Origin of the sequence: Akkermansia biwaensis (assembly GCF_026072915.1) — a bacterium.
GTDB lineage: Bacteria > Verrucomicrobiota > Verrucomicrobiia > Verrucomicrobiales > Akkermansiaceae > Akkermansia > Akkermansia biwaensis.
On sequence record NZ_AP025943.1, the window covers coordinates 2,305,262 to 2,327,215 of the forward strand.

20 protein-coding genes and 1 tRNA gene are annotated in these 21,954 nt (G+C 58.8%); 4 read left to right on the top strand and 17 right to left on the bottom strand.

All coding sequences use genetic code 11. The annotated features are described in order from the left end of the window. Positions 1-75 precede the first annotated feature (75 nt). The gene (locus tag OQH67_RS09530) at positions 76-2,709 is read right to left on the bottom strand and encodes an SUMF1/EgtB/PvdO family nonheme iron enzyme (RefSeq protein WP_215719891.1); all 2,634 of its coding nucleotides are present in this window, start codon (positions 2,707-2,709) and stop codon (positions 76-78) included. Between the two features lie 15 nt (positions 2,710-2,724). After that, positions 2,725-3,924, bottom strand: coding sequence for a glycine C-acetyltransferase (gene kbl, locus OQH67_RS09535; protein ID WP_215434876.1), 1,200 nt, complete (start codon positions 3,922-3,924; stop codon positions 2,725-2,727). Positions 3,925-4,319: 395 nt separating this feature from the next. On the opposite strand from kbl, the gene OQH67_RS09540 reads away from it, so the two are divergent. After that, entirely contained in the window at positions 4,320-5,456 is a 1,137-nt protein-coding gene (locus OQH67_RS09540; protein WP_215434875.1) for an autotransporter outer membrane beta-barrel domain-containing protein, read from the top strand. A gap of 275 nt (positions 5,457-5,731) precedes the next feature. Here the strand turns inward: OQH67_RS09540 and OQH67_RS09545 are convergent, their stop codons facing one another. The 3 genes from OQH67_RS09545 to OQH67_RS09555 all read right to left on the bottom strand — a co-directional run bounded on the left by OQH67_RS09545 (position 5,732) and on the right by OQH67_RS09555 (position 9,317). Then, positions 5,732-6,238: an 8-oxo-dGTP diphosphatase gene (locus tag OQH67_RS09545; protein ID WP_215434874.1), complete on the bottom strand. Its 507-nt coding sequence runs from the start codon at positions 6,236-6,238 to the stop codon at positions 5,732-5,734. 174 nt (positions 6,239-6,412) lie between these two features. Continuing rightward, positions 6,413-7,741 (bottom strand): MFS transporter, encoded by a 1,329-nt coding sequence (locus tag OQH67_RS09550; protein ID WP_215434873.1) that lies wholly within the window; start codon positions 7,739-7,741, stop codon positions 6,413-6,415. Between the two features lie 100 nt (positions 7,742-7,841). Next, the gene (locus OQH67_RS09555; protein WP_215434872.1) at positions 7,842-9,317 is read right to left on the bottom strand and encodes a mannitol dehydrogenase family protein; all 1,476 of its coding nucleotides are present in this window, start codon (positions 9,315-9,317) and stop codon (positions 7,842-7,844) included. Positions 9,318-9,632: 315 nt separating this feature from the next. Here OQH67_RS09555 and OQH67_RS09560 point away from each other — a divergent pair, with 315 nt between their 5' ends. Next, a complete protein-coding gene (locus OQH67_RS09560; protein WP_215434871.1) occupies positions 9,633-10,595 on the top strand; it encodes a carbohydrate kinase family protein in 963 nt (320 codons plus the stop codon). Positions 10,596-10,738: 143 nt separating this feature from the next. Here OQH67_RS09560 and OQH67_RS09565 read toward each other — a convergent pair. From OQH67_RS09565 to OQH67_RS09620, 12 genes are all read right to left on the bottom strand, one after another. After that, positions 10,739-10,824: transfer RNA gene (locus tag OQH67_RS09565), tRNA-Leu, on the bottom strand. A 104-nt stretch (positions 10,825-10,928) separates the two neighbouring features. Next, complete coding sequence (locus tag OQH67_RS09570) at positions 10,929-11,441, bottom strand: hypothetical protein (protein ID WP_215434870.1); 513 nt, start codon at positions 11,439-11,441, stop codon at positions 10,929-10,931. After that, positions 11,438-12,232: a tRNA threonylcarbamoyladenosine dehydratase gene (locus OQH67_RS09575; protein WP_215434869.1), complete on the bottom strand. Its 795-nt coding sequence runs from the start codon at positions 12,230-12,232 to the stop codon at positions 11,438-11,440. The genes OQH67_RS09570 and OQH67_RS09575 overlap by 4 nt, the downstream gene beginning before the upstream one ends. Positions 12,233-12,420: 188 nt before the next feature. Then, positions 12,421-13,224 carry a TIGR00282 family metallophosphoesterase gene (locus OQH67_RS09580; protein WP_215434868.1) on the bottom strand — a complete coding sequence of 268 codons (804 nt, stop codon included), beginning with the start codon at positions 13,222-13,224 and terminating at the stop codon, positions 12,421-12,423. Between the two features lie 33 nt (positions 13,225-13,257). Continuing rightward, complete coding sequence (locus tag OQH67_RS09585) at positions 13,258-13,728, bottom strand: universal stress protein (RefSeq protein ID WP_215434867.1); 471 nt, start codon at positions 13,726-13,728, stop codon at positions 13,258-13,260. Positions 13,729-13,812: 84 nt separating this feature from the next. Next, the gene (gene trpS / locus OQH67_RS09590) at positions 13,813-14,778 is read right to left on the bottom strand and encodes a tryptophan--tRNA ligase (RefSeq protein WP_215434866.1); all 966 of its coding nucleotides are present in this window, start codon (positions 14,776-14,778) and stop codon (positions 13,813-13,815) included. A gap of 51 nt (positions 14,779-14,829) precedes the next feature. Continuing rightward, positions 14,830-15,579 (bottom strand): hypothetical protein, encoded by a 750-nt coding sequence (locus OQH67_RS09595; protein ID WP_215434865.1) that lies wholly within the window; start codon positions 15,577-15,579, stop codon positions 14,830-14,832. A 151-nt stretch (positions 15,580-15,730) separates the two neighbouring features. Next, complete coding sequence (locus OQH67_RS09600) at positions 15,731-16,585, bottom strand: NAD-dependent epimerase/dehydratase family protein (protein ID WP_215434864.1); 855 nt, start codon at positions 16,583-16,585, stop codon at positions 15,731-15,733. After that, positions 16,582-17,277: a 2-C-methyl-D-erythritol 4-phosphate cytidylyltransferase gene (gene ispD, locus OQH67_RS09605; RefSeq protein WP_215434863.1), complete on the bottom strand. Its 696-nt coding sequence runs from the start codon at positions 17,275-17,277 to the stop codon at positions 16,582-16,584. The genes OQH67_RS09600 and ispD overlap by 4 nt, the downstream gene beginning before the upstream one ends. Beyond that, entirely contained in the window at positions 17,274-17,729 is a 456-nt protein-coding gene (locus OQH67_RS09610) for a GatB/YqeY domain-containing protein (RefSeq protein ID WP_251828157.1), read from the bottom strand. The genes ispD and OQH67_RS09610 overlap by 4 nt, the downstream gene beginning before the upstream one ends. A gap of 118 nt (positions 17,730-17,847) precedes the next feature. Continuing rightward, positions 17,848-18,762 (bottom strand): SMP-30/gluconolactonase/LRE family protein, encoded by a 915-nt coding sequence (locus OQH67_RS09615; protein ID WP_215434861.1) that lies wholly within the window; start codon positions 18,760-18,762, stop codon positions 17,848-17,850. 139 nt (positions 18,763-18,901) lie between these two features. Further along, a complete protein-coding gene (locus OQH67_RS09620) occupies positions 18,902-20,458 on the bottom strand; it encodes a 2-isopropylmalate synthase (RefSeq protein WP_215434860.1) in 1,557 nt (518 codons plus the stop codon). 24 nt (positions 20,459-20,482) lie between these two features. On the opposite strand from OQH67_RS09620, the gene OQH67_RS09625 reads away from it, so the two are divergent. Both OQH67_RS09625 and OQH67_RS09630 read left to right on the top strand, forming a co-directional pair. Beyond that, a complete protein-coding gene (locus OQH67_RS09625; protein ID WP_215458859.1) occupies positions 20,483-21,481 on the top strand; it encodes a fumarylacetoacetate hydrolase family protein in 999 nt (332 codons plus the stop codon). A gap of 64 nt (positions 21,482-21,545) precedes the next feature. Further along, on the top strand, positions 21,546-21,920 hold the full coding sequence (locus OQH67_RS09630) for a rhodanese-like domain-containing protein (RefSeq protein ID WP_215434858.1): 375 nt from the start codon (positions 21,546-21,548) through the stop codon (positions 21,918-21,920). The last annotated feature ends 34 nt before the right edge of the window (positions 21,921-21,954 follow it).

Here is a 21,954-nt window from a genome sequence, read left to right on the forward strand (position 1 = left end):
AACCCGGAAAGCCGCGGTCCGGATGAGAGCCGTGCCGGGATGGTGCGGCCCCGCCGGGAGAAAAGGCCTTCTTCGTCAGGGAGCCGGAGGAGCGGGCGGGCGTTCCGAGGAAAGAACGAGGCGGAACCCCAGGGCATCGTCCCGCGTGTTTTCCGGCAGCGGAGTGCGGATGCTAGTGGTGAGCTGCTTGGGACGGAAGGACAGGTAGCTGCCGCCGCGGGCCACGCCGTGGCTGCGTATGGGAAGGCTTTCCGGACCTCCGTAATTATCGTCCACCCACTCCATCACGTTGCCTTCCAGGTCGTACAGGCCCAGGCGGTTGGGGGGGAATGACCTGACCGGGGCCGTGTAGGGCTGCCCGTCCTCGTAATCCACGATCACGCGGGACGAGGGAAGATAAATCAGGGCGGACTGGTCAGCGAAATTGCCCGCTCCGTTCGGCGGGGGCCAGGAAGTCCCCCACGGGAACACCTCCTTGGAATGGTCATGCGGCAACGTTTTTTCATAGGGGGAATCCCCCTTTTCCTCTCCGAGCTGCATCCAGGCGCTCCATTCCGCGTCTTTGGGCAGGCGGTAGGAATCATGCTGGTCAATCAGCCCCTGGGCACGCTCCCTGTTGGTGAGCCATCTGGCAAAGGCCCGCGCGTCCTGCCTGCTCACGTTCACCACCGGATGGTCGTCTTCCTGGGGGAATCCCGGCTTGGCCGGGGCTTTGCGGCCCGTGGCTTTCAGGAACTGCTGGAAGTCCTTGACACGCACTTCATGGGCCATTGCCAGAGTATTGTTCCCCGCAGGCACCAGGTCCATTCCCAGGCTGTTGATCCAGGGGGAGCCGAACACCACGGACTTGTCCGGTTCAAGCTGGAGGGAAAGGTACAGGTCCTGGGGATCAAGCCCCCTGCGCCGCATCGTGGCGTGCCCCGGCAGCTTGATCTCAATCACGTAAGGCACCTGGTTGACATACTCCTCAATGGGCGTCCTGCCGATGAGCCTGTTGTTGAAAAACACGCTGGCTCCCGGCGGGTTGGTCGTGACGGTGATGGGAACCTGGAAAACGCGGGTGACGTTCAGGACGTACGTGTTCCGTCCGTCCGTCCGTCCGGAACCCTGAGGCCCCGGGTCCGCGCTGATGGAGAACTCCTTGCCCAGCAGCCCCTCCCGTTCGCACTTCTTGTTCAGCCACGCCAGGTACGCCGTAATGCCGTCCTGGGTCAGCAGGGCCAGATCCTTCTCCGGGTGGTCCGGCTGCACCTGCTGCCGCTGCATTTGAAAATTGCCCTGCTGCCTGTCTTCCTTCAGGAACTTGTTGAACAGGGCGGCCGTCAGGGGCGTCTCCGCCACGTGGCGCGTCTCCGCCGGAAGATAGGTAACGCCCTCCGTATCCTTCCAGGGCTGCCCGTCCGTGGGCGGATGGTACTCTTTCAGGACTCCTCCCAATGCCAGCGTGGAGCCTCCTGCAACAGTCCCCGTCTCCTCCTTGTCCGCAAACCCCGACTTCTTGATGGTGTACACGACGGTGGTGCCGGCAGGCAATTCGATGGGGCCGTAAGGCGTTTCATCCAGATAATTCCCGTCGGCGTCATAGACGGACGCCCCCGCCGGAGAACTGGTAACCAGCACGTACCCGTTCCTGGACTCTTCCTCCGGCGCGGATTGTTGGGAATGCGCTTCCGCCGGGGTGTCCGGTTCCTGTGCGTGTTGCTGTTCGTTGAGCCAGAGTACTCCCCAATACGCCGTCAGGCCGCCGGCAATGGCGGCCCCCAGAAGCTGGAAGGTACGTTTGAACTTGCGGCGGCTTTTCTTCTGAAGCCGGAAGCGGGACGGAACTTCATACCCTCTCAGCGCGTCTATCTTTTCCGCCAGCTCCTCCGCGGAATCAATCGTGCATTCCTCCACGCGCGGTTCCGCGGCCTGGCAGATGATGGTATTGAACGCCTGCCATTTTTTCTGCACGGTGCCCGCCGGCAATTCATCCGGCAGTTCGGGAAAATCCATGCGGTCCTTCCCGGTGCTGATCTCATACAGGACTTTGGCCAGGGCATACACATCCGCCCTGCGGGTCCCGGGACCGTCCGGAGGAATGAACCCCTCCGTGCCGACAAAACTGCGCTGGTCCAGATGGGCCACCAGGCCGATGTCCGCCAGTTTGGGACGCCCATTCACGAAAATGACGTTGGCGGGCTTGATGTCCCGGTGCGTCAGGTTCTTGCTGTGCAGGTACAGCAGCGCGTGGGCAAGCTGGCTGCCCACCTCCAGGCAGTAATCCAGGGGAAGGGGCTTGTTGCCGGAAAACTTCTTGTCCGTCTGGAGCGTACGGGGAATATACTCGTCCGGGTTGATATGGACTCCCGTGCGGGCGTCGTCGCCCAGCTCCATCACGTAATAATAAAAGGGGGAGCCTTCGTCGTGGCGGCCCACATGCAGGATGTGCACCAGGCCCGGATGGTTGCGGGCGATGGGCTCGTATTGAAGAATGCCTTCAAACTCCCGGTTGAAGGTCCGTTCGTCCTCAAAATCCTCCCTCCAGACGATTTTGACGGCCCTCCATGCGCCTGTCAGGGCTTTTGCCAGCCAGACCTCTCCATACGCTCCGCTGCCGATCTGGCGAACCACTTTATGGTCCGGGATGGAAGGGGTGGGACGCACCACCCGTTTCACGGGCAGTGTCGGCAGGTTGCCGCCGGGCATGGGTGATGCGTCCGAAGTCATGAGCGGGCCGGGAAATCAGGAAATGACGCCCAGGTTTTTGCCCACCTTGCAGAAGGCTTCAATCGCCTTGTCCAGCTGTTCGCGGGTGTGGGCGGCGGAAATCTGGGTGCGGATGCGTGCCTGTCCCTTGGGCACCACGGGATAGAAGAAGCCTACGGCATACACGCCTTCGTCCAGGAGCTGTGCGGAAAACTGCTGGGACAGGACGGCATCCCCCAGCATCACCGGGGAAATCGGGTGATCCTTGCCGCCGATGGTGAAGCCGGCGCCGGTCATCGCGCCGCGGAAATATTTGGTATTGGCTTCCACGCGGTCGCGCGCTTCCGTGGAACCTTCCAGAAGGTCCAGCACCTTGATGGACGCGGCCACGATCGCCGGGGCCACGCTGTTGGAAAACAGGTAGGGGCGCGCCTTCTGGCGCAGGACGTCCACCACTTCCTTCGGGCCGGAAACGTAGCCGCCGGACGCGCCGCCCAGGGCTTTGCCGAGTGTCCCCGTCGTGATATCTATCTTGCCGAACAAGCCGCGGTACTCATGCGTCCCGCGTCCCCGCTTGCCAAGGAAGCCCGTGGCGTGGCAGTCGTCGAAATGGACGATGGCGTTGTATTTGGCCGCCAGTTCGTGAATCTTGTCAAGCTGGGCAATGATGCCGTCCATGGAAAAGACGCCGTCCGTGGAAATCAGCTTGACGCGGGCGCCGGCGGCGTCCGCCTCCTGCAGCTTGGCTTCCAGGTCCGCCATGTCGTTGTTGGCGTAGCGGAAGCGCTTGGCCTTGCAGAGGCGCACCCCGTCGATGATGGAGGCATGGTTCAGGGAATCGGAAATAATGGCGTCGTCCGCGGTCAGCAGCCCTTCGAACAGGCCGCCGTTGGCGTCAAAGCAGGAGGGGAAGAGAATCGTGTCTTCCGTGCCTAGGAACTCGGAAAGGCGTTCCTCCAGCTGGCGGTGCAGGGTCTGAGTGCCGCAGATGAACCGGACGGACGCCATGCCGAACCCCCACTGGTCAATCGCCTTCTTGGCCGCTTCCATCACTTCCGGATTATTGGCCAGGCCCAGGTAATTGTTGGCGCACATGTTGATGACGGAACGGCCGTCTTTCAGCGTTACCTGGGAATACTGCTGGGAGGCGATAAAACGTTCTTCCTTGTACAGGCCTTCTTCGCGCAGGCCGTTCAGCGTGGTCGTCAGGATATTCTTGAACTCGGGGGTATACATGTCAAATAATGGATGAATTGAAACAGTCAGCAAATAAAGGGGCAGGAGACTGCGCCATTGCTCCCGCACCCATATCACAAAAGGCCCGGAAGGAAAAGCTTAAAGAAGCGGTTCGCCGAAATGTCCGGGCAAGCGGCGGCGCGCTTGACGCATAGAGCCGTATTCCGGGCTCAACAGACTTCCCTGGAGAACATGAAAGACATGGAACTGAGGCTTCCGGGGCAGTCAGAAAGCCATTGCCGAGGTGCCTTCCGGGAAATCCCTTGCGGAAGAAAAAGCGGCGGATTTTTTCTGAAAAAAAGCAGGGATAAACAAAACCGTCATTTTACTGCGCTTTCCGGGTAGCAACCTTGGTGATTCGTCAAACCTGTTAAACAAAAACATTCATACCAGTCATGAAACAATCCTTCTTATATGCATGGTGTTTGAGCGCCGCCGGGTGTGCCTCCCTGCTGCACGCCCAGTCCGTCAGCCAATTCCCGGACAGCGGCCCTGAAACCACTCTGGATTCCCTCTGGGCGGCTACGGGCCACATGCAGGCCTTTTCTGACGCCATCGACTCCCAGATGGGCGTGCACCGTTTTCAGGACGGCAAAAAATCGCGTTTCTGGTTCAGCGGCATGGGAAGCTTCGGAAATGCCAGTGTCAGGAACGAGCATTCCGCCTTCGACTATTCGGCCGGCGGCGGAGCCTTGGGCTACGACTATTGCGCATCCGAAAGTGGAAGGGGAAGGCTGCTCGGCCTGTCCCTGGGCTTCATGTCCGGTACCCAGAACATCAAGGAAATGGCGGACCATCCCGCCGGATTTCTGGAAGGCGACAAATTTGACCAGGATACGATGATGGTCAACATTTACGGAGCCCTGTACAGGCAGACCGGAAGAAAATCCCATCTTCTTCTGTCCATGAATATGGGATTCGGCAATACCGACAACAAATGCGCCCACCACGGCATGAACTACGAAAACTCCACATGGGATACGGAAACCTGGAACGTCGCGTTGTCGGCCGCATGGCGCTACGAGGTCTCCAGATCCTTCAGTATCACGCCTTTCGCCAAGATGAGCTATGTGCATGCCTCTAACAAAGTGAAAAAGGACGACTATGATGACGAAGACTATGACTCTTCCTGGTGGTGGGATGATGATGAATACTGGAGAAGGGAATCCAGGTGGGAAAACCGCGGATCGTTCGACAATATGGCGCTTGAAGTGGGAGTGACGCTGGAACACGCCATCCGCTTCTCCAACGGCATGATGTGGACCAACGCCATTTCCGGAAGCTACTGCCCGGACATATGGCGCAACAATCCCCACCATACCTTCAACGACATCTGGTGGGACGGCGACACCGTCTATGAGTCCCGGTACAGAGGCAGAGGATACGCTCCGGCACGCCAGGCCTTCAAGGTCAAATTTCTGTCGCGCTTCGTGCGCAGTGAAAACCTCTCCATTTATGCCTCCTATCAGGCTTGTTTCCGGGAATCCTACACGGAACACCGGGCGGCCTTGGGCGTAGCCGTGGTCTTCTGATGTCTTCCGCGCCCCTCATCGTGGTGATGGAGGGGCGCGGAATGCCGGTTGCTGATGCCGGGGACTCGGCGGGAAAAGAGGGAAAAGAGGGAAAAGAGGGAAAAGAGGGAAAAGAGGGAAAAGAGGGAAAAGAGGGAAAAGAGGGAAAAGAGGGAAAAGAGGGAAAAGAGGGAAAAACGCCGGAATGCCGGGTGTGGCTCGTGAAAACCGCTTCTTCCCGCTGTGTTTCCGTGAGCGGAAAGCCGGATAATCGGGAGCGGTGGAAACAGGTATGGCTATTCCTCTTCCGTTTCCAAGGAATAATCCAGCATTCTGTCCCCCTCAAACGTGAAAAACGCCTGGAACCGTTTGCCGCGGAGCATGGCGGGAAGCCAGTACCGGTCATCCTGCCACATGAGGTCGTAGGGAATCTCCTCTACGGGAGACCAGAAGGGCTCCGCCTCCGGCGTTTCCGAGGGAGTCCCCGTGAAGGAGGAAGCCATGAACACATGGCAGCGGATTTCCGGAATGGTTCCGCAGGTAAAGGAAAAATTAAGCACGCCCATTTCCCGGGCGTCCGTTACGTCAATCCGCAGTTCCTCCCGGACTTCCCGCAGAACGCATTGAAGAGCCGTCTCCCCCGGCTCGAACTTGCCGCCGGGGCCGTTCACCTTCCCCGCTCCTATCCCCCTCTTCTTGCGTATCAGAAGAATCTTCCCCCCCTGAACCACAAACATCAGGGTAGCGAGAATATCCGGTGTCCACTCTGCGGGCCATTGAAAGCCACTGCTTCTCTCTTGCATGGGCTCATGCTACAGGATGGGAAGGCCGACATGAAGAAAAATACGGGATAAATGGCATTAATGGGCGGGGAAACGCTTCAATTGCCTGCGGCGCCAATCCCCGTATAATATCTGGAAACGCCTTTTCACCGGAGCGTCTCTGTGCCGGCGTGCGGCATCCTGTTGCCGTTCCTTTTAATCTGTTTCTTCCGGAAGATCCTGCTTTCTGACGCGGGAGCCTGCCAGGGCGTAAGCCAGCATGACCAGTTCGCAGAGGAAAACAAGCATCCATGACCAGCGCCAGCTTCCCAGCGAATCTGCCAGAACACCCTGGAGGAAAGGGAAAACGGCCCCGCCGAACACGCCCATCATGAAAATGCCGGAAGCCTTGGCGGTGTATTTTTTCAATCCCACGGTAGCGAGCGTGAAAATGCACCCCCACATCACGGAATGAAACAGCCCCACCGAAACCAGCACCCACAGGTTATGGGTGTAAATGGCAGCCAGCGTCAGGAGGGCCGCCGCGGAGGTAGCCGCCGTCAATTGGACGCGGGGGGAAATATGGCTCAGCCAGCCGGAAACAATACGCCCCGCCATCAGGCCGCCCCAGTACAGGGAGGCCAGCAGGGCGGGAATGCCCAGGTCCACTCCCCACACTACCAGATTGCTGGAGCCCAGAAACAGCAGGGGCGAATCCGAATTGCCGAGTTCCAGCGCATGCAGGTTCACGTTGATTCCCACGGAAACCTCCGCGCCCACGTAAAAGAAAATGGCGATGACGCCCAGTGTCAAATGGCGGAAGGACCAGATGCCGCGTTCCAGTTTTTCGCCTTCTCCGGCCGTCGTGTCCCGGAGGTCGGGCAGGTAAAGGCGTTTCGTCACCAGGGTGATCAAGGCGATGAGGATTCCCAGGATCAGCAGGGGCGTCATCAGCTGCCGTACATGGACATTCTCCATCGGCAGCCCGGCAAACAGGACGCCGGTCACGAAAAACGGCGCGATCGTCGTTCCGAATGAATTCACGGCGCAGACGATATTGAGGCGCTGGACCGGCTGGGTTCCCTTCAATTCATAGGAGGTCACGTAGGGATTGATGACCACCTGCAGGAGTGTGGCGGAGGTGCCCATGGCATACGAGCCCGCCAGGAAAATAAAATAGCCGTAGGGGATTTCGGCCCCGGCGATCGTCAGGTGCAGGTCCCCGTAACGGACGGTGAACCAGGCGGAGAGAAAAAACACGGCCAGTCCGAGCACCATGAACAAAAGCCCCCGTATCAGCGTTGTTTTGTAGCCGTAGCGGTTGATCCAGCGGGAACCGATATTTCCGTTCACCAGATACGCCAGGAAAAAGAAAAAGGGAATCAGCGTGATAAACGTATTCTTCAGGGTTCCGGCGTCCGACAGGAAGGCGCTTTGCAAAGGCCCCTGAAACTGACCGTTCACGGTCGTCAGGAACCCGACGAGAAAGTAAATGAATGTCAGGGCCAGGAAGGGTCCCAGGCGGGGATGCCGTGGTGTTTCCATAAAAGGGAAAAAGGCTGGGAATGGCAGGGAGGAAGAAGAGGGCGGCAGCATCTTCATGCCGCCCATACCTCAGTCCGGACGGCATAAAGTGCCGGTATGACTAGGGGAGAACCATTTTTTCCAGAACGGAAAGCACGCCGTCTTTTTCAAGCCCTTCCACCATGCTGCGGTACTGGCTGACAAACTTGTCCGCCGCTTTCAAATCCGTGCTCCGGAAAGGGGACAGTCCGAGAAAATCGACGGGATCGTCGCCGGCAATCAGCTTCCTGTCCTCCTCCGTCAGCCAGGGCTCGTTTACCTCATAGGCGCGGCCCCGGTCGTCCTTTCCGTGTTTCAGGTAATGGCGGTACGCGGCAATGAAAAAAGCCAGGCGTTCGAGATCGGCGTCATCCCTGATCATCTTCGTTAACACGGGCATCACATACACGGGAATCTTGGAAACTCCGTCAAAGCACAGGCGGCTGATCTGGTCGCTGACGGCCTTGTTGCCGAAGCGCTCCAGCAGGGTCTTCTTGTACAGCTCCAAATCCGTATTTCCCGGGGCCGGAACATAGGGGCCGGCGTCCCGGTCCATGAAAAGGCGCAGATAGCGGGCAAATCTCTCGTCCCTCACCGCCTCGTCCACCCGGCGGTAGCCGGCCAGGAAGGCGGGGTAGGACAGCAGGGAATGGGAGGCGTTCAGCAGGCTGAGCTTCATGTTCTCGTAAGCGGACACGTCGTCCGTGAACTCCGCTCCTGCGGCTTCCCAGTCCGGGCGGCCGGCAATGAAATCATCCTCAATCACCCACTGGATGAAATCCTCGGAATACACGGGGGCGGCATCCTCCACGCCGCTCTGTGCGTTCAGCCGTTTGACGTCGTCCGGCGTAACGGCGGGCGTGATGCGGTCCACCATGCTGTTGGGGAACGTGACGTTTTTTTTCACCCATCGGGCCAGTTCTGAGTCCTGGGCCTCGATAAAGGAAATAAACGCTTTCCGGGCCGTGTCCCCATTGTGCTGGAGGTTGTCGCAGGATAGAACCGTTACGGGGCCGGCTCCGTTTTTCCGCCTTTTCCGCAATCCTGCGGCCAGGAAGCCGAAGACCGTCCGGGGATGGCCGGGATGTTCCAGGTCATGCTTCACATCCTTGCTCCCGAGCATGAATTCCCCGGTTTCCTTGTCAATATTGTAGCCGCCTTCCATAATGGTCAGCGTGATGATTTTAATCCGTGGATCCGCGATTCTGTCAATCACGCTTTGGGGATTCTCCGGCCCCCATGCCAAATCCACCAGCGAACCTATTTCGTAAAACTCGTCCCTGCCGTCGCGCCCGCAGGCCGTCAGCGTATAAAGACCGTCCTGGCTCTTCAGCGCCTTGTAAAGGGGCTCGTCCTGCGGCAGCAGGGCCACTCCGTAAATCCCCCATTCTTCGCGGCCTCCCATGCCCAGAAGCTGGTTCGTGTAAAACTCTTCATGCGCCCGATGAAAATTGCCCACCCCTATATGGAGAATCCCCGGATGAATCTTCGTCCTGTCATAGGGGACCGGGGCTCCCGGAATCTTCGCTTTACCGTGTCTTTGCAGTTCCTTTTTCATCGTGTTGAAATGTGGTATCCTGTTTGCTGTCTCACTCTAATGGGCACTTCCCGGGAAGCGTATGTTAGGGATATGCCAGACTTTTCCGGTATTCAGCGGGTCCATAAATGTCCGCCTGGTGCCTGGAGAAGATAACTTTCCGGAATTCCTCCCGGCACGGTTTGCCGGAGGAAGGAACGCCGGGAATGAGCCCCTTTCCGGCATGACTGGAATGAGCCTCTTTTTTCTTTTCCCGCATGCGCGGGACATTCTATGCTTGCCATACTTTCCGGCTTTTATCCGTGCCGGAAAAGCCACCTTTAATACCTCAAAAACATGTACGACGTTATCGCTCTCGGAGAACTGCTGGTGGATTTTACCCCTTGCGGAACGAGCGGGCAGGGGCTGCCCGTTTACCAGGCGAATCCCGGGGGAGCGCCGTGCAATGTTTTGTCCATGCTCGCCAAACTGGGCCGCAGGACCGCTTTCATCGGCAAGGTGGGTCATGACATGTTCGGCAAAATGCTCCGGAACACCCTCCGTGAGGCGGGTATTGACGATTCGGGGCTGGTCTCTTCCCGGGAAGTCAACACGACGCTTGCTTTCGTCCAGATTGACGAACAGGGAGACCGTGACTTTTCCTTTTACCGCAATCCCGGCGCCGACATGAAACTGACTTCTGGAGAAGTGGACATGGCCCTGGTGGAAAACACGCGCATCTTCCACTTCGGAACCCTCTCCATGACGCACGACGATGTGCGGCGCGCCACCCGGCACGCTGTCAGCCGCGCGCAGGAAAAAGGTTCCCTGGTCTCCTTTGATCCCAATCTCAGGCCTCCCCTCTGGCCCAGCCTGGAACTGGCCCGGGAGCAGATGCTCTATGGCTGCGGCGTGTGCAGCGTCATGAAAATAGAAAAGGAGGAACTCCGCTTCCTCACCGGCTGCGCCTCCATGGAAGAAGGACTTGATGCACTGAAAAAAGAATTCGGCAATCTCCGCCTCATCCTTGTAACGGGGGGCAGGGAAGGAAGCTGGGCCAGCTATGGAAGTACTCTTGTACACCAGCCTACTTTTCTGAACGTCAAGACCATCGATACGACAGGGGCCGGAGACGCCTTCTTTGGCTCCTGCTTAGACTGGATTCTGAAAACGGGGCTGGAAAACCTGACGGAACGGCAGCTTGCGGACATGCTCCTATTCTCCAATGCCGCCGCCTCCATTGTCACGACGCGCAAGGGAGCCATCCGTTCCATGCCTGTCCGGGAAGAAATCGCCGTGCTGATGGCCGGAGGTATTTAAAATTCCCTTAAATTGGATTTCTTGATTCAGGCACCCTTCTTCAAGATTGGTGAATGAGCCTGCCTTTGGGATGAATATCTTTTCCCGTTTCTCCTTCGACAAGAAACCCTCTCCAAGCATTTCACTTAAAGAGGGTTATTGAATGGTGCTCGAGAGGGGACTCGAACCCCTACGTCTTATCGACACTAGATCCTTAGTCTAGCGCGTCTACCAATTCCGCCACCCGAGCATGGGCGCCTGAAGGCGGGGAGTTTTTAGCGCAGGGAGGCGAATAGATCAAGCTTTTTTCTTCTTTTTTATCCGCCTCTTCCATTTTTACGGGAATACCTTCCGTCACCGGGCCGGAACGGAAGTCAGAGGCATGATGCCCGGGCGCAGGGAGACGGTTTTTTTGTCGTATTTTTCCGACGGCTTGAAGAGCCAGCCGGGGTCCGTATTGAGCTGTTCGAATTTGGTGGGCTTGAAGATGGGGAGCTTCAGGTTGGTGTTGGGTTCGTATCCGTACTTGCCCGTGAATTTGCCGTATACCCTGTATTCGTAGTTGTTGTCAAAGGCGTAGCGGGGATTCCCGGCGTATTCCGGCAGGCGGTCCGGCGTACGGCAGGCGCTTTCATCCATGATGACGAGCTGGGCCGTTCTCCAGGTCTGGCCCGGCTGGCGCAGGTAGCCCCAGAAGCGCGTTGACGGCACATGGTAGCGGCGGCCTACGAAGTAGTTGCCCCTCGGCTCCCGGGCTATTTCCATGTTGCGGGCATTGATGGCGGCTATGTCCTTTTCCAGCGAGTTGCACTGGCTGAGCATGGGAAGGATGACGGCCCCGAGGAGGGGGAGCAGGCGTGTGTTCATGGTTGTACTGATGTTGTTTTTTTGTTCAGAAGCATTTGTATGGCGGATGATGCCGCAAAAAAGCCGAAGGTGCCGGTGATGTGCGTGATGGAGCCGAAGCCGGCGTCGCAGCCCATTTTCCCCTGAAATCTGGGATCGCGTGAGCAGGAGGTTCCTCCATCGCAGGTAGGATAGACGGGAGTTTCCTGGGAGAAGACGCAGGGGATTTTCAGCTTGCGTTTTTTTTCTCCCAGCGGGAGGCCGTAGTCTTTTTTGAGTTTGGCGCGCAGGCTGGAGAGCAGGGGGTCGCCCTTGGTCCGGGAGAGGTCGGCAATTTCTATTTTGGACGGGTCTGTCCGCCCACCGGCTCCGCCGCAGGTGATGAGAGGCTGTTTGTTGCGGTAGCAGGAGGCGATGAGGTGCGCCTTGGGGGAGAGGGAGTCAATGGCGTCAATGATGACGTCCGGCGCGGTCCCGAAGAGTTTTTTCGCATTGGCTTCCGTATAAAAGTTGTCCAGCGTGATGATTTCCGCTTCGGGGTTGATGTCCCTGATGCGGGCCGCCATGGCTTCCGTCTTGGATTGCCCGATGGTTGTTCCCAGGGCGTGGATTTGCCGGTTGGTGTTGGTAACGCAAAGGTCGTCCAGGTCCATCAGGATGATGGCGCCTGCGCCGGAACGCGCCAGCGCTTCCGCCGCCCAGGAACCTACCCCTCCAATGCCGACAACAGCCATGCGGGAGTTCCGGAGTATGTCCAGCCCTCTGGTTCCGTACAGGCGGCCTATGCCGCCGAATCTGGCTTCATAGTTCATGATAGTTCATGGGGCAGGGTAGAAGGGATGAAGACCGGTGGAGGGGTAAAACGGAGTTTTCTGCCTTTCCGGCGTCGTCGTGACTGCATGGCGCCGGAAAAGTGGTGTGGAATCATGTCTTTCCATGGAATATCCGCAGAGGACCATGGCTGGGGGCGGCGGCAGGCGGGGAGTCACGTCGTACATGGTCAGGAGGCCGGTTTTTCCACGATTTGGCTGATGCGGGTGATGTTCAGGGCTTTCCCGGTTTCCTCATCCACGCGGATGACCGCGCCGCAAAGGCGCACGGGCCAGCCGGCTACGGGGAATTTGGCAGGCATGGAGGTGCGGAACCGCTTGAGGATGGGTTCCAGCTCCCGTCCCAGCACGCCGACGGCGGGACCGCACATGCCGGCGTCCGTCAGGTAGGCCGTTCCGTGTTCCAGGATGGTTTCGTCCGCCGTCTGCACGTGGGTATGGGTTCCGATGACGGCGGAAACCAAGCCGTCCAGATTGTACCCGGTGGAGATTTTTTCACTGGTGGTTTCCGCATGCATGTCCACCAGGATTACCCGGACATGTTCTTCGTTTCTCAGCCTTTGGGCCTCTTTTTCCGAGATCAGGAAAGGGTTTTCCAGCGGCGGCTGGATGAAGGAGCGCCCCTGGACCTGCATGACCGCCACTTTTCCCTTGGGCGTTTCCTTCACGACGCTGCCGTGTCCCGGCGTGCCTTCGGGGTAGTTGACTGGGCGCAGCACGCGCGGTTCGGTGTTCAGCCACGGAGCCAGTTCCACCTGGTCCCAGACATGGTCTCCGGTGGTGATGACGTCCACTCCGGCCTGGAGCAGCTCCTGCGCCAGCCTGGGCGTGATGCCGCGCCCGGCGGCGGCGTTTTCCCCGTTGACCACGACAAAGTCCGCCCCGTGCGCTTCCCTGAGCCCGGGGAGCGCATGCTTCAAGGCGGTGCGTCCGGGTTCTCCCACCACATCGCCTATAAATAGTATGGTTATCATGAAAGGGAACGGTATCTGCCCGGTTTTTTGCGCCTAATCCTCTTCCTTGGTGACGGGAACCACCAGCACGGGCACGGGTGATTTGCGCATCACGGAACTGGCTACGCTGCCAAGGAAGACCGTGGAGAGGAAGCCGTGGTTGTGCTTGCCTACCACAATCATGTCTATGTTGTGTTTTTCGGCGTAGTTGATGACGGCCTCACTGATTTCAAATTCGTCCTCCACCGCCTGGATGATGGTGGCGTCCGTCAGCCGGGAGAGCTTTTCCGCCGTTTTCTTCAGATGGTTTTTGGCAATGGTCATGACTTCGTTTTCCTCCGTCTGGTCCATGACCGGAACGGGGACTTCATCCGGGAGAACGCCGGAGACTTCATAACAGATGCTGGGTTCCACGATGTGGAGCAGGTGGACGATGCTGTCGTTGGGACAGGCCAGTTTGCCGATCTGGTGAATGACGGCATCCGTAGCGTTGGAAAAATCGATGGCGACCAGAATATTCTTCATATACTCCTGTATAGCATTCCGTGGTTTTCCATACCACTAAAAAACGTGTTTTTCCCGGTGTTTCGCGGCATTTCCCTTCCGCCTTCAAATCAGGCCCACGGTCCGGCGCACCCGGTCCAGCACCACGGAGGCCGTTCCCCGCGCCTTCCTTGCGCCATTTTCCAGCACCTGGTGCACGTAGTCCTGGCTGGCTTCCAGCTCCGCCCGGCGTTTCCGCGCGGCGCGGAAGTATTCCCAGTAGGCGTCAAAGAGGCGTTTTTTGAAGTCGCCGTAGCCGCAGCCTCCGTTCCGGAAGTCGCGGATCATGTCTTCATAGCCTTCCGCGGAGGCGAAGAGCTTGTAGAGCTGGAGGATGATGGAGTTTTCCGTCGGCTTCGGTTCTTCCACAGGGGTGGAGTCCGTGGGAATCCTCATGATGAGCTTGCGGGTGGCTTTTTCCTCCCCGAAGATGGGGAGCGTGTTGTTGTAGCTTTTGCTCATTTTCTGACCGTCCAGCCCGGGGACGATGGCGGTGCTTTCCGCAATGAGAGCGTCCGGCAGCTTGCAGGTTCCTTCCCCGAATTGCTCGTTCATTTTGCCGGCCAGGTCGCGGGTGACTTCCAGATGCTGTTTCTGGTCCTTGCCTACGGGCACCAGGTCGGAGTCATACATCAGGATGTCCGCGGCCATCAGCACGGGATAGGTAAAGAGGGCGTTGCTGGGGGAAAAGCCTTTGGCGATCTTGTCCTTGTAGGAGTGACAGCGCTCCAGCAGTCCTACGGGGCATACGGTGCTGAGTATCCAGGCCAGTTCATTGACTTCCGGCACGGAAGATTGGCGGAAGAAGACGCATTTTTCCGGGTCCAGCCCCACCGCCAGGAAGTCCGTCGCCAGATTTTTGCAGTTTTCGCGCAGGGTGTCCGCGTCGTGTACGGTGCTCATGGCGTGGTAATCCGCCAGAAAGTAGTAGGATTCTCCGCGGTCCTGCATGCGGACGGCAGGTTCCATGGCTCCGAAGTAGTTGCCGATGTGCAGTTTGCCGCTGGGTTGAAGTCCTGTAATGATACGCATGGCGCGCAGGATTGTGCCTGTTCCCGCCGTGCAAGTCAAGAAGGGGGACAGTCAGGGATACAGACTCCGTGCATCGGACGTTGTCCGGGTTCCGTTCGGCGGAGAAACCGTGTTTTCCTGACGCGGAGAGAGTCCGCGAATGAAGCCTGACGCCTCTTTGTTTATTGGAAGCTTCTGCTCGTGAAAGGGTGCCGAATAGCTTTTTCCTTCCGGTTCCGGTGAACGGAGGAGGAAGATGAACAGGAATGGAACCAGCAGGCACCACAAGACCACCAAAATGTCTTTGATTCCGGGCACATGATTTCTGGAAGCCTGAAGAGAGGCGGCCAGGGAAAGGAGGCCCAGGGGAAGAACCAGGCTGAATACCAGGGCGCCCCCGGAAAATTCATGGATATAAACGGAGGGAATTTCCAGTTTTGAGAAGGCGCTGTCCGGCGGCGCATAGGAGGCTGTCAGTCCGGCGTAAAGGAGGAAGGAGAGCAGGCCCAGCATGAAGGCGGCTACGCAGAAGGTTGTCACGCGGGGGGAAAGGAGGGGCTGCATCCTGCGGCAGCGGCGGCAGATATGGCAACCCGCAGCAAGGAGAACAGCCAGCAGTCCGGAGGCGTACAGAGAAGGTTTGATTTCCAAAAGCCGGGAATGTACAGCCGGATGACCGTTCTGCCCGGCCAGGATTACAGCCATTCCCGTTATCCAGAGCATCAGCACGGTATGGGCCATGCCCCACGGAATGAGACGGAAGAAGCGCCGTTCATGGGGAGAATGCGGAACGGGTTCGGAAGCCGTGCTTGTGATGGTCATTTCAGGCAGTTCCTTTTTAACGGGAAAAGAGCTTTGAAGAATGTATCTTTTTTCGGAGAACAGTTCCGGAGGCTGCCGGAATGTTAAGAGGAGTATTCAATGCGTCAGGCCTGCAAAACGGCAACCAGGACAGCGGCCAACGGAAGCAGGTTTATTCTTCCAGCGCTTCCAGAACGTTGTGCACGCCGTCCGCAAAACTTGGGTAGAGCGGTTCCCAGCCCAGGGACAGAAGGCGGGCGCAGGAGACGCGCTGGCTGGTGTCTCCGCGGCGGCCTCCGGAACGCGGCGGGGACGGAGGTGGGGCCGGAATGCCGAGCAGCCCGGAGAGGTAGGCGTAGATTTCACTCAGCTGCATGGGTGTGCGGTCCGCTGCATTGTAGATGCCGCGGGGCGGGTGGCGGAGCGTGCACAGCAGGAACAGGGCGGAAACGGCGTCGTCCCTGTGGATGTAGTTCATCCATCTGTCCATGTTGCCGGGCAGCGCGGCTCCCTTGGCGCAATAGTCGGAGACCAGGATGCAGCGTCCCGGTCCGTAGAGGGCCGCCAGACGTACGACGGTTCCCTTGGCGGCCAGAACGGCCTGTTCCGCCTGGAGAAGAAGACGCCTTTTTTCCGTGGTGGGGTAGACGTTGTGCTCCTCCGTCACCCAGCGTCCGTCCGTAATGCCGTACACGGAAGTGCTTGAGCAGAAGATAACCGGTTTTCCGGGGAATGCTTCCAGCGTGTTTTCCGCCCCCCGGGTATACAGGTTGCGGTAGGCTTCCGTTCCGCCTCCCCGCGTGCTGGCGCACATGACGATGAGGCACGGTTCCGGAATCCGCGCCGCCAGCCTGTGCATGGAGGCGGAGTCCGTCATGTCCGCTTCATAGATGGCCTGCTGAGGGTCAATGTCCGCTGTGAGGGGAATGTGCCCGGCTTCCCGCAGGCGTTCGGCCAGGGCCCGGCCCAGATAACCCGTGCCCAGGATGAGGATCGTGCGCGGTTCTGTACATAGCAGGCTGGTCATGAGTCATTGCGGCGGTGTGTGAGTTCCAGCAGCATTTCAGCGTGCGAGATGTCTTCCGGCCAGGTGATTTTAGGGTTGGGCTCATGGTTGTGCACCAGGCGCGTGGGATGTCCGATGAGCTGGAGGGCAGTGACTTCGTCCGTCACCCGGATGTCCCGTTCGGAGACTTCCACATAGGCGTCCAGCAACAGGGAGTATTGGAATACCTGTGGAGTTTCCATGCACCAGAGGCCTTCCCTGTTTACCTGTTCGGGCAGCGTGAAACGTTCGGAGTCCGCTCTTTTCAGCGTGTCCGTGACGGGGCGGGCGGAGGCTGCCGCTCCACATTCCCTGGCTGTCTGGATGCAGCGGGAGATTTGCTCGACGGTGATGAGGGGGCGCGCACCGTCGTGCACGGCCACCAGCTCCGGTGTGTAAAGCAGGGCGGCCAGTCCGTTCTGCACGGATTCATGGCGTTCCGCCCCTCCGTCCACGCGGGTGATGGGAATGCCCGCTTCCAGGTCTGCGGCGTCAATGGCATGGAAGCGTTCTTCCGGGCAGACCACGACGATTTCCGAGACTTCACGGCAGTTGGCAAAGGCGCGGATGCTGCGTTCCAGTACGCGGACCCCGTGCAGTGGGGCCAGCAGCTTGTCAAATCCGGCGCGCCGGGAAGACCCGGCCGCCACAATGATGGCGGCGCAGCAGCTCATGACAGTCTGGCGGATACCATTTGGGCCAGTTCCTTGCCGTTGAACCTGCCCGCGGTACGTTCCTGCATGAGCTTCATGACCCGGCCCATGTCCTTTTTGCCGGAGGCCCCGGTTTCCTGCATAGCGGTTTCCAGGATGGCTTCCACTTCCTCCCTGCCGAGTTCCGCAGGCATGAATTGCTTGAGTACGGTGATTTCCGCTTCCTCCTTGTCGGCCAGTTCATGGCGTCCGGCGGAGCGGAACTGCTGCGCGGAGTCCTCGCGCTGCTTGATCTGCTTGCGGACTGCGGCCAGTTCCTCCGCTTCGTCCAGTTCCGTGCCCAGGCCTCCCTTGGCGATGGCGGCATTCGTCATGGCCGTCTTGAGGGCGCGCAACGTGTTGAGGGTGACGCTGTCCTTGGCTTTCATGGCGGTTTTCATGCCGTCCATGATTTGGTCTGAAATCTTGCTCATATCCCCATTACCTAAACGCATCCTCCGTTCACTTCAAGCCGTAAATTGAAAAAGCCCGCCAGCGCGGCAGATGCCACGGGCGGACTTGAAAGGCGTGGTGCAGATTGCGGCGGGGCAGTTATTTTTTCCCACCAATGGGCATGATGTGGATTTTCTTTTCAGTCATGCCCGGTGCCACGATCATGGGACCGTACAGGATGAAGTCCGCCGTCCCTTCAATGGGGCCGGTGGCTACGGGGGCGGAACGGCCCGTCTTCAGGTCCAGCCTGCGTATGGCTTCCGGCTTTTTGTCCTGGGACCAGTCGCTGTAGTAGAGCGCGCCGTCGCGGTAGGCCAGGCCGTCGTACTGTCCCCGTTCCCTGGAGAGTTCCGTTACCTCGCGGGAAATGGGGTTTACGGAAAGGAGCCTTCCGCTGGGCTTGCCTTTTTCATCTGTGGCGTATTCGCAGACGTAGATGACTTTTCTTTCCGGGTCCCAGGCCAGGCCGTTCGGCTTGTGGATGGGCTGTTTGGTCACCAGCTCCCCGTAGGATTTGGATTCCGTATCCACGTAAAATATCTGGTCCGTGTCCGTGGAGGAGACCATGAGCCTGCCGTTGATGAAGGCCAGGTCATTGAGGAATTTCATGCGGGAGGGGGACAAGTCCACGTACCCTTCTATGGCACCGGTTTTGGCGTCTATCTTGTAAACCATGCTGATGTCCGTGCAGTACAGGAAGCCGTCCTTGTACAGAAGCCCCTTGGGAGCGTTCAGGGTGTCCACGTCCGTGATCTTTTTAGGCTCCGTGGAACCGTAGGGAATGACACCCAGATAGCCGTCCTTGTCCTCTTCCGTGGGCGTAAGTTTGGCTCCGATGGAGGTGAAGTAGATGTTGCCCTGGTCGTCCGCGGCCACACTTTCGGGATGGCCGTCAATGGAGATGGTCGCTTTTTCCAGGGGCGGGAGCGGCTTGGCGGCGTCCGGCTGTTTTTTGGCGGAAGGCGCGGCCATGGCGCCGCAGGCCAGGCACAACAAGAGAAATGGTATTTTCATGGGCGTGTACAGTGTTTTCAGGGGGGCGGATGTTTATGGCATGGTAAATACCCGGAATCAAGCAAATAGCTCGTTGTCCGGGGAAGGGCGTTTCCCTCCCCGCCGCCGGGGGCAGGGGGAAGGGATCAAGGGCCGCTGGTCAGATGGCTCCCTTGTCCGCATCTGCGGGCCGGGGCATGTTTTCCATGCGAATGAAGCGGTTGACCGCATTCAGATAGGCGCGGGCGGAGGCTTCGATGACGTCCGTGGACGCACCCTTGCCCACAACGGGCTTGGGTAGGCCGAAGTCCACATGCACCGTGACTTCTCCCAGGGCGTCCTTGCCTTCGGAAGCGGCGTTGACGCTGTAGCCCTTCAGGGTGCCTTTGCGCTTGGTGATGCGCTCAATGGCCTTGATGACGGCGTCCACCGCTCCGTTACCCGTGGAGCTGTCTTCAAACTTTTTCCCTTCCTTGACCAGGCCGACCGTAGCCGTGGGGCGGGCGTGGCTGCCTGCCACGAATTGCAGGAAGTCCAGTTCCCAGAGGCCGGAGGAAGCGTGCAGGGAGTCATCCACAATCGCGGAAAGGTCGTCGTCATAGACGAATTTTTTGGAGTCGCCTACTTTTTTGAAACGCTCAAAGACGGTGTTGACTTCCTCTTCCGTCAGTACGTGGCCCAGCTGCTCCAGCCTGGCCTTGACGGCGGCGCGTCCGGAGTGCTTGGTCAGCGGAAGTTCCGTGGAACCCCAGCCGACAGCCTGCGGGTCCATGACTTCGTAGGTTTCCCGGCAGTTAAGGATGCCGTGCTGGTGGATGCCGGAGGAATGGGCGAAGGCGTTTTCCCCCACGATGGCCTTGGAGCGCTGCACCTGCATGCCGCTCATGCGCGCCACAATGCGGGAAGTGCGGACGATTTCCTTGATGTTGATGTTGTCCTTGACGCTGCCGAACTGGTCGGAACGGGTGCGCAGAGCCATGATGACTTCTTCCAGCGCCACGTTTCCGGCGCGTTCGCCAATGCCGTTGATGGTGCCTTCCACCTGCCGGGCCCCGGCGCGGATGGCGGCCAGGGAGTTGGCTACGGCCAGCCCCAGGTCGTTGTGGCAATGCACGGAAATGACGGCCTTGTCGATGTTCGGCACGTTTTCCTTCAAGTGGCGGATGATGCGGTAAAATTCGTCGGGCGTTGTGTAGCCGACGGTGTCCGGAATGTTGACGGTAGTGGCTCCGGCGTCGATGACGGTTTCCACGACCTTGGTCAGGAAGTCCAGGTCCGTGCGGGAGGCGTCTTCCGGGGAAAATTCCACGTCCTGGACGAATTGCCTGGCGCAGGACACGCCTTCCGCCGCCATGCGCAGGATTTCCGTTTCCGCCTTCTTCAGCTTGAATTGCATGTGCAGCTTGCTGGTGGCCAGGAAGATGTGGATGCGCGCGCGGTCGCCTGCCGGTTCCAGGGCTCTGGCCGCCGCTTCAATGTCCGCCTTGACGCAGCGGGCCAGCCCGGCGATGCGGCATTTCTTGATTTCCGTGGCGATGGTATGCACCGCCTCAAAGTCTCCGTCGGAGATGCAGGGAAACCCCGCTTCAATGACATCCATTCCGAGTCGTTCCATTTGACGGGCCACTTCCAATTTTTCACGGAGGTTCATGGAAGCTCCGGGGCATTGTTCTCCATCGCGAAGGGTGGTGTCAAAAAAATATACTTGGTCGGACATGATATGTATCAGTTAAGGGCAAATATGATAGTATGCCTGTTCCGTGAAAGCAAGCCCTACGCGGGTAATCTCCGGGCGCCCTCGTTTCAGGCGGATGACAGGGCGTGCCTTTGTCAGCCTGCGGTCGCCTGCTATAGTGATGAGGTGAAAATCAGGTTTTATCTTAATGACCAGGCGGAGCGAACCATGGCTCTGTGGAGCGAATCCCGTCAGGCTTATCTGGTGGCGGATTCCGTGCTGAAGGAAGTGGAAGCCTGCATTTGCGGGGATACCGATTCCACAGGGGAGGAAATGAAGCGGATAGCGGAGTTTTTGGACAATCCGGCCGCCAAGGCCGCCGACCGGGACTGGATGATTGATACGGCGCTTCCCTGTTCCCCGTCCAAGCTGGTGTGCCTGGGCAAGAGCTATGCCGACCACGCTAGGGAATTTGACGGCGCCTCCGTGGAGGAGCCCGCCATTTTCCTGAAATCCACTTCCGCCATCACTTCCTGCTGTGACGTGGTTCTGTACCCTCCCGGCTGCGACAAGCTGGATTATGAAATAGAGCTTGCCGTCGTCATCCGGGATGTGTTGAAGAACGCCACTCCGCAAGAGGCAGCCCGCGCCATCAGCGGCTATACCCTGATGTGCGATTATTCCGAGCGGGCCAACCAGCTTGAGCACGGCGGCCAGTGGACCAAGGGGAAGAGCTACGACAGCTTTGCTCCGGTGGGTCCTACCTTTATTTCCGCGGAGGAACTGGGCGACGGCTCCGGAGTACCCCTGGAATTGAAGGTAAACGGGGAAATCCGCCAGCAGGGCAATACGGACGGGCTGATCTGGCCCGTGCCGGAACTGGTCGCGTACGTCTCCCGGTTCATGACGCTGTGGCCCGGCGACGTTCTTTCCACCGGCACGCCGGGCGGCGTGGGGATGGGAATGAAGCCTCCCCGCTATTTGAAGCCGGGGGACGTAGTGGAGTGGGGCAGCCCCGCCTTCGGCTATGCGTCCCAGGCCGTGGTTATTGACGATGAAGCGTGAGGGGAACTTTTCCGCATTTCCTCGTGTTCCAATTTGACTTGATTAGTTTTCAGGCGTCAGGAAGATGAAAAGGATGAGAAACGTCGTGCCCTACGTGGTGATGGTGACCGGATTGACCGCCGTATTCGTGTGGGCCAAATGGAAGCAGGCGGAGGGACGCGAGGTCCGGGCCGTGTCCGTCGTGTCTCCCGCTCCGGCGGCGGACGGGATCATGCTGATCGATGTCCGGACTCCGGAGGAATTCCATGCCAGACACAGGGACGGCGCAGTGAATATTCCTGTGGATGAAGTAGAGACGCTGGCCCCGCAATTGGTGCCGGATAAGAATACTCTGCTTCTTTTGTACTGCCGTACGGGCAAGCGTGCGGACCGCGCCATGGAAATCCTGAAAAAGATGGGTTACAGCAGGGTGGAAAATTTGCACCGCCTGGATATGTAGGTTTCCTGTCTGAGACCGTGAAGAGGAAGTTGGA

Bases quoted from the DNA above. Each gene is read 5' to 3' on its own strand.
- ispD (WP_215434863.1), bottom strand. From the start codon at position 17,277: ATGAGCTGCTGCGCCGCCATCATTGTGGCGGCCGGGTCTTCCCGGCGC.
- OQH67_RS09600 (WP_215434864.1), bottom strand. From the start codon at position 16,585: ATGACCAGCCTGCTATGTACAGAACCGCGCACGATCCTCATCCTGGGC.
- OQH67_RS09570 (WP_215434870.1), bottom strand. From the start codon at position 11,441: ATGAACACACGCCTGCTCCCCCTCCTCGGGGCCGTCATCCTTCCCATG.
- OQH67_RS09560 (WP_215434871.1), top strand. From the start codon at position 9,633: ATGTACGACGTTATCGCTCTCGGAGAACTGCTGGTGGATTTTACCCCT.
- OQH67_RS09595 (WP_215434865.1), bottom strand. From the start codon at position 15,579: ATGACCATCACAAGCACGGCTTCCGAACCCGTTCCGCATTCTCCCCAT.
- OQH67_RS09540 (WP_215434875.1), top strand. From the start codon at position 4,320: ATGAAACAATCCTTCTTATATGCATGGTGTTTGAGCGCCGCCGGGTGT.
- OQH67_RS09610 (WP_251828157.1), bottom strand. From the start codon at position 17,729: ATGAGCAAGATTTCAGACCAAATCATGGACGGCATGAAAACCGCCATG.
- OQH67_RS09545 (WP_215434874.1), bottom strand. From the start codon at position 6,238: ATGCAAGAGAGAAGCAGTGGCTTTCAATGGCCCGCAGAGTGGACACCG.
- kbl (WP_215434876.1), bottom strand. From the start codon at position 3,924: ATGTATACCCCCGAGTTCAAGAATATCCTGACGACCACGCTGAACGGC.
- trpS (WP_215434866.1), bottom strand. From the start codon at position 14,778: ATGCGTATCATTACAGGACTTCAACCCAGCGGCAAACTGCACATCGGC.
- OQH67_RS09575 (WP_215434869.1), bottom strand. From the start codon at position 12,232: ATGAACTATGAAGCCAGATTCGGCGGCATAGGCCGCCTGTACGGAACC.
- OQH67_RS09620 (WP_215434860.1), bottom strand. From the start codon at position 20,458: ATGTCCGACCAAGTATATTTTTTTGACACCACCCTTCGCGATGGAGAA.
- OQH67_RS09615 (WP_215434861.1), bottom strand. From the start codon at position 18,762: ATGAAAATACCATTTCTCTTGTTGTGCCTGGCCTGCGGCGCCATGGCC.
- OQH67_RS09530 (WP_215719891.1), bottom strand. From the start codon at position 2,709: ATGACTTCGGACGCATCACCCATGCCCGGCGGCAACCTGCCGACACTG.
- OQH67_RS09550 (WP_215434873.1), bottom strand. From the start codon at position 7,741: ATGGAAACACCACGGCATCCCCGCCTGGGACCCTTCCTGGCCCTGACA.
- OQH67_RS09555 (WP_215434872.1), bottom strand. From the start codon at position 9,317: ATGAAAAAGGAACTGCAAAGACACGGTAAAGCGAAGATTCCGGGAGCC.
- OQH67_RS09580 (WP_215434868.1), bottom strand. From the start codon at position 13,224: ATGATAACCATACTATTTATAGGCGATGTGGTGGGAGAACCCGGACGC.
- OQH67_RS09625 (WP_215458859.1), top strand. From the start codon at position 20,483: ATGATAGTATGCCTGTTCCGTGAAAGCAAGCCCTACGCGGGTAATCTC.
- OQH67_RS09585 (WP_215434867.1), bottom strand. From the start codon at position 13,728: ATGAAGAATATTCTGGTCGCCATCGATTTTTCCAACGCTACGGATGCC.
- OQH67_RS09630 (WP_215434858.1), top strand. From the start codon at position 21,546: ATGAAAAGGATGAGAAACGTCGTGCCCTACGTGGTGATGGTGACCGGA.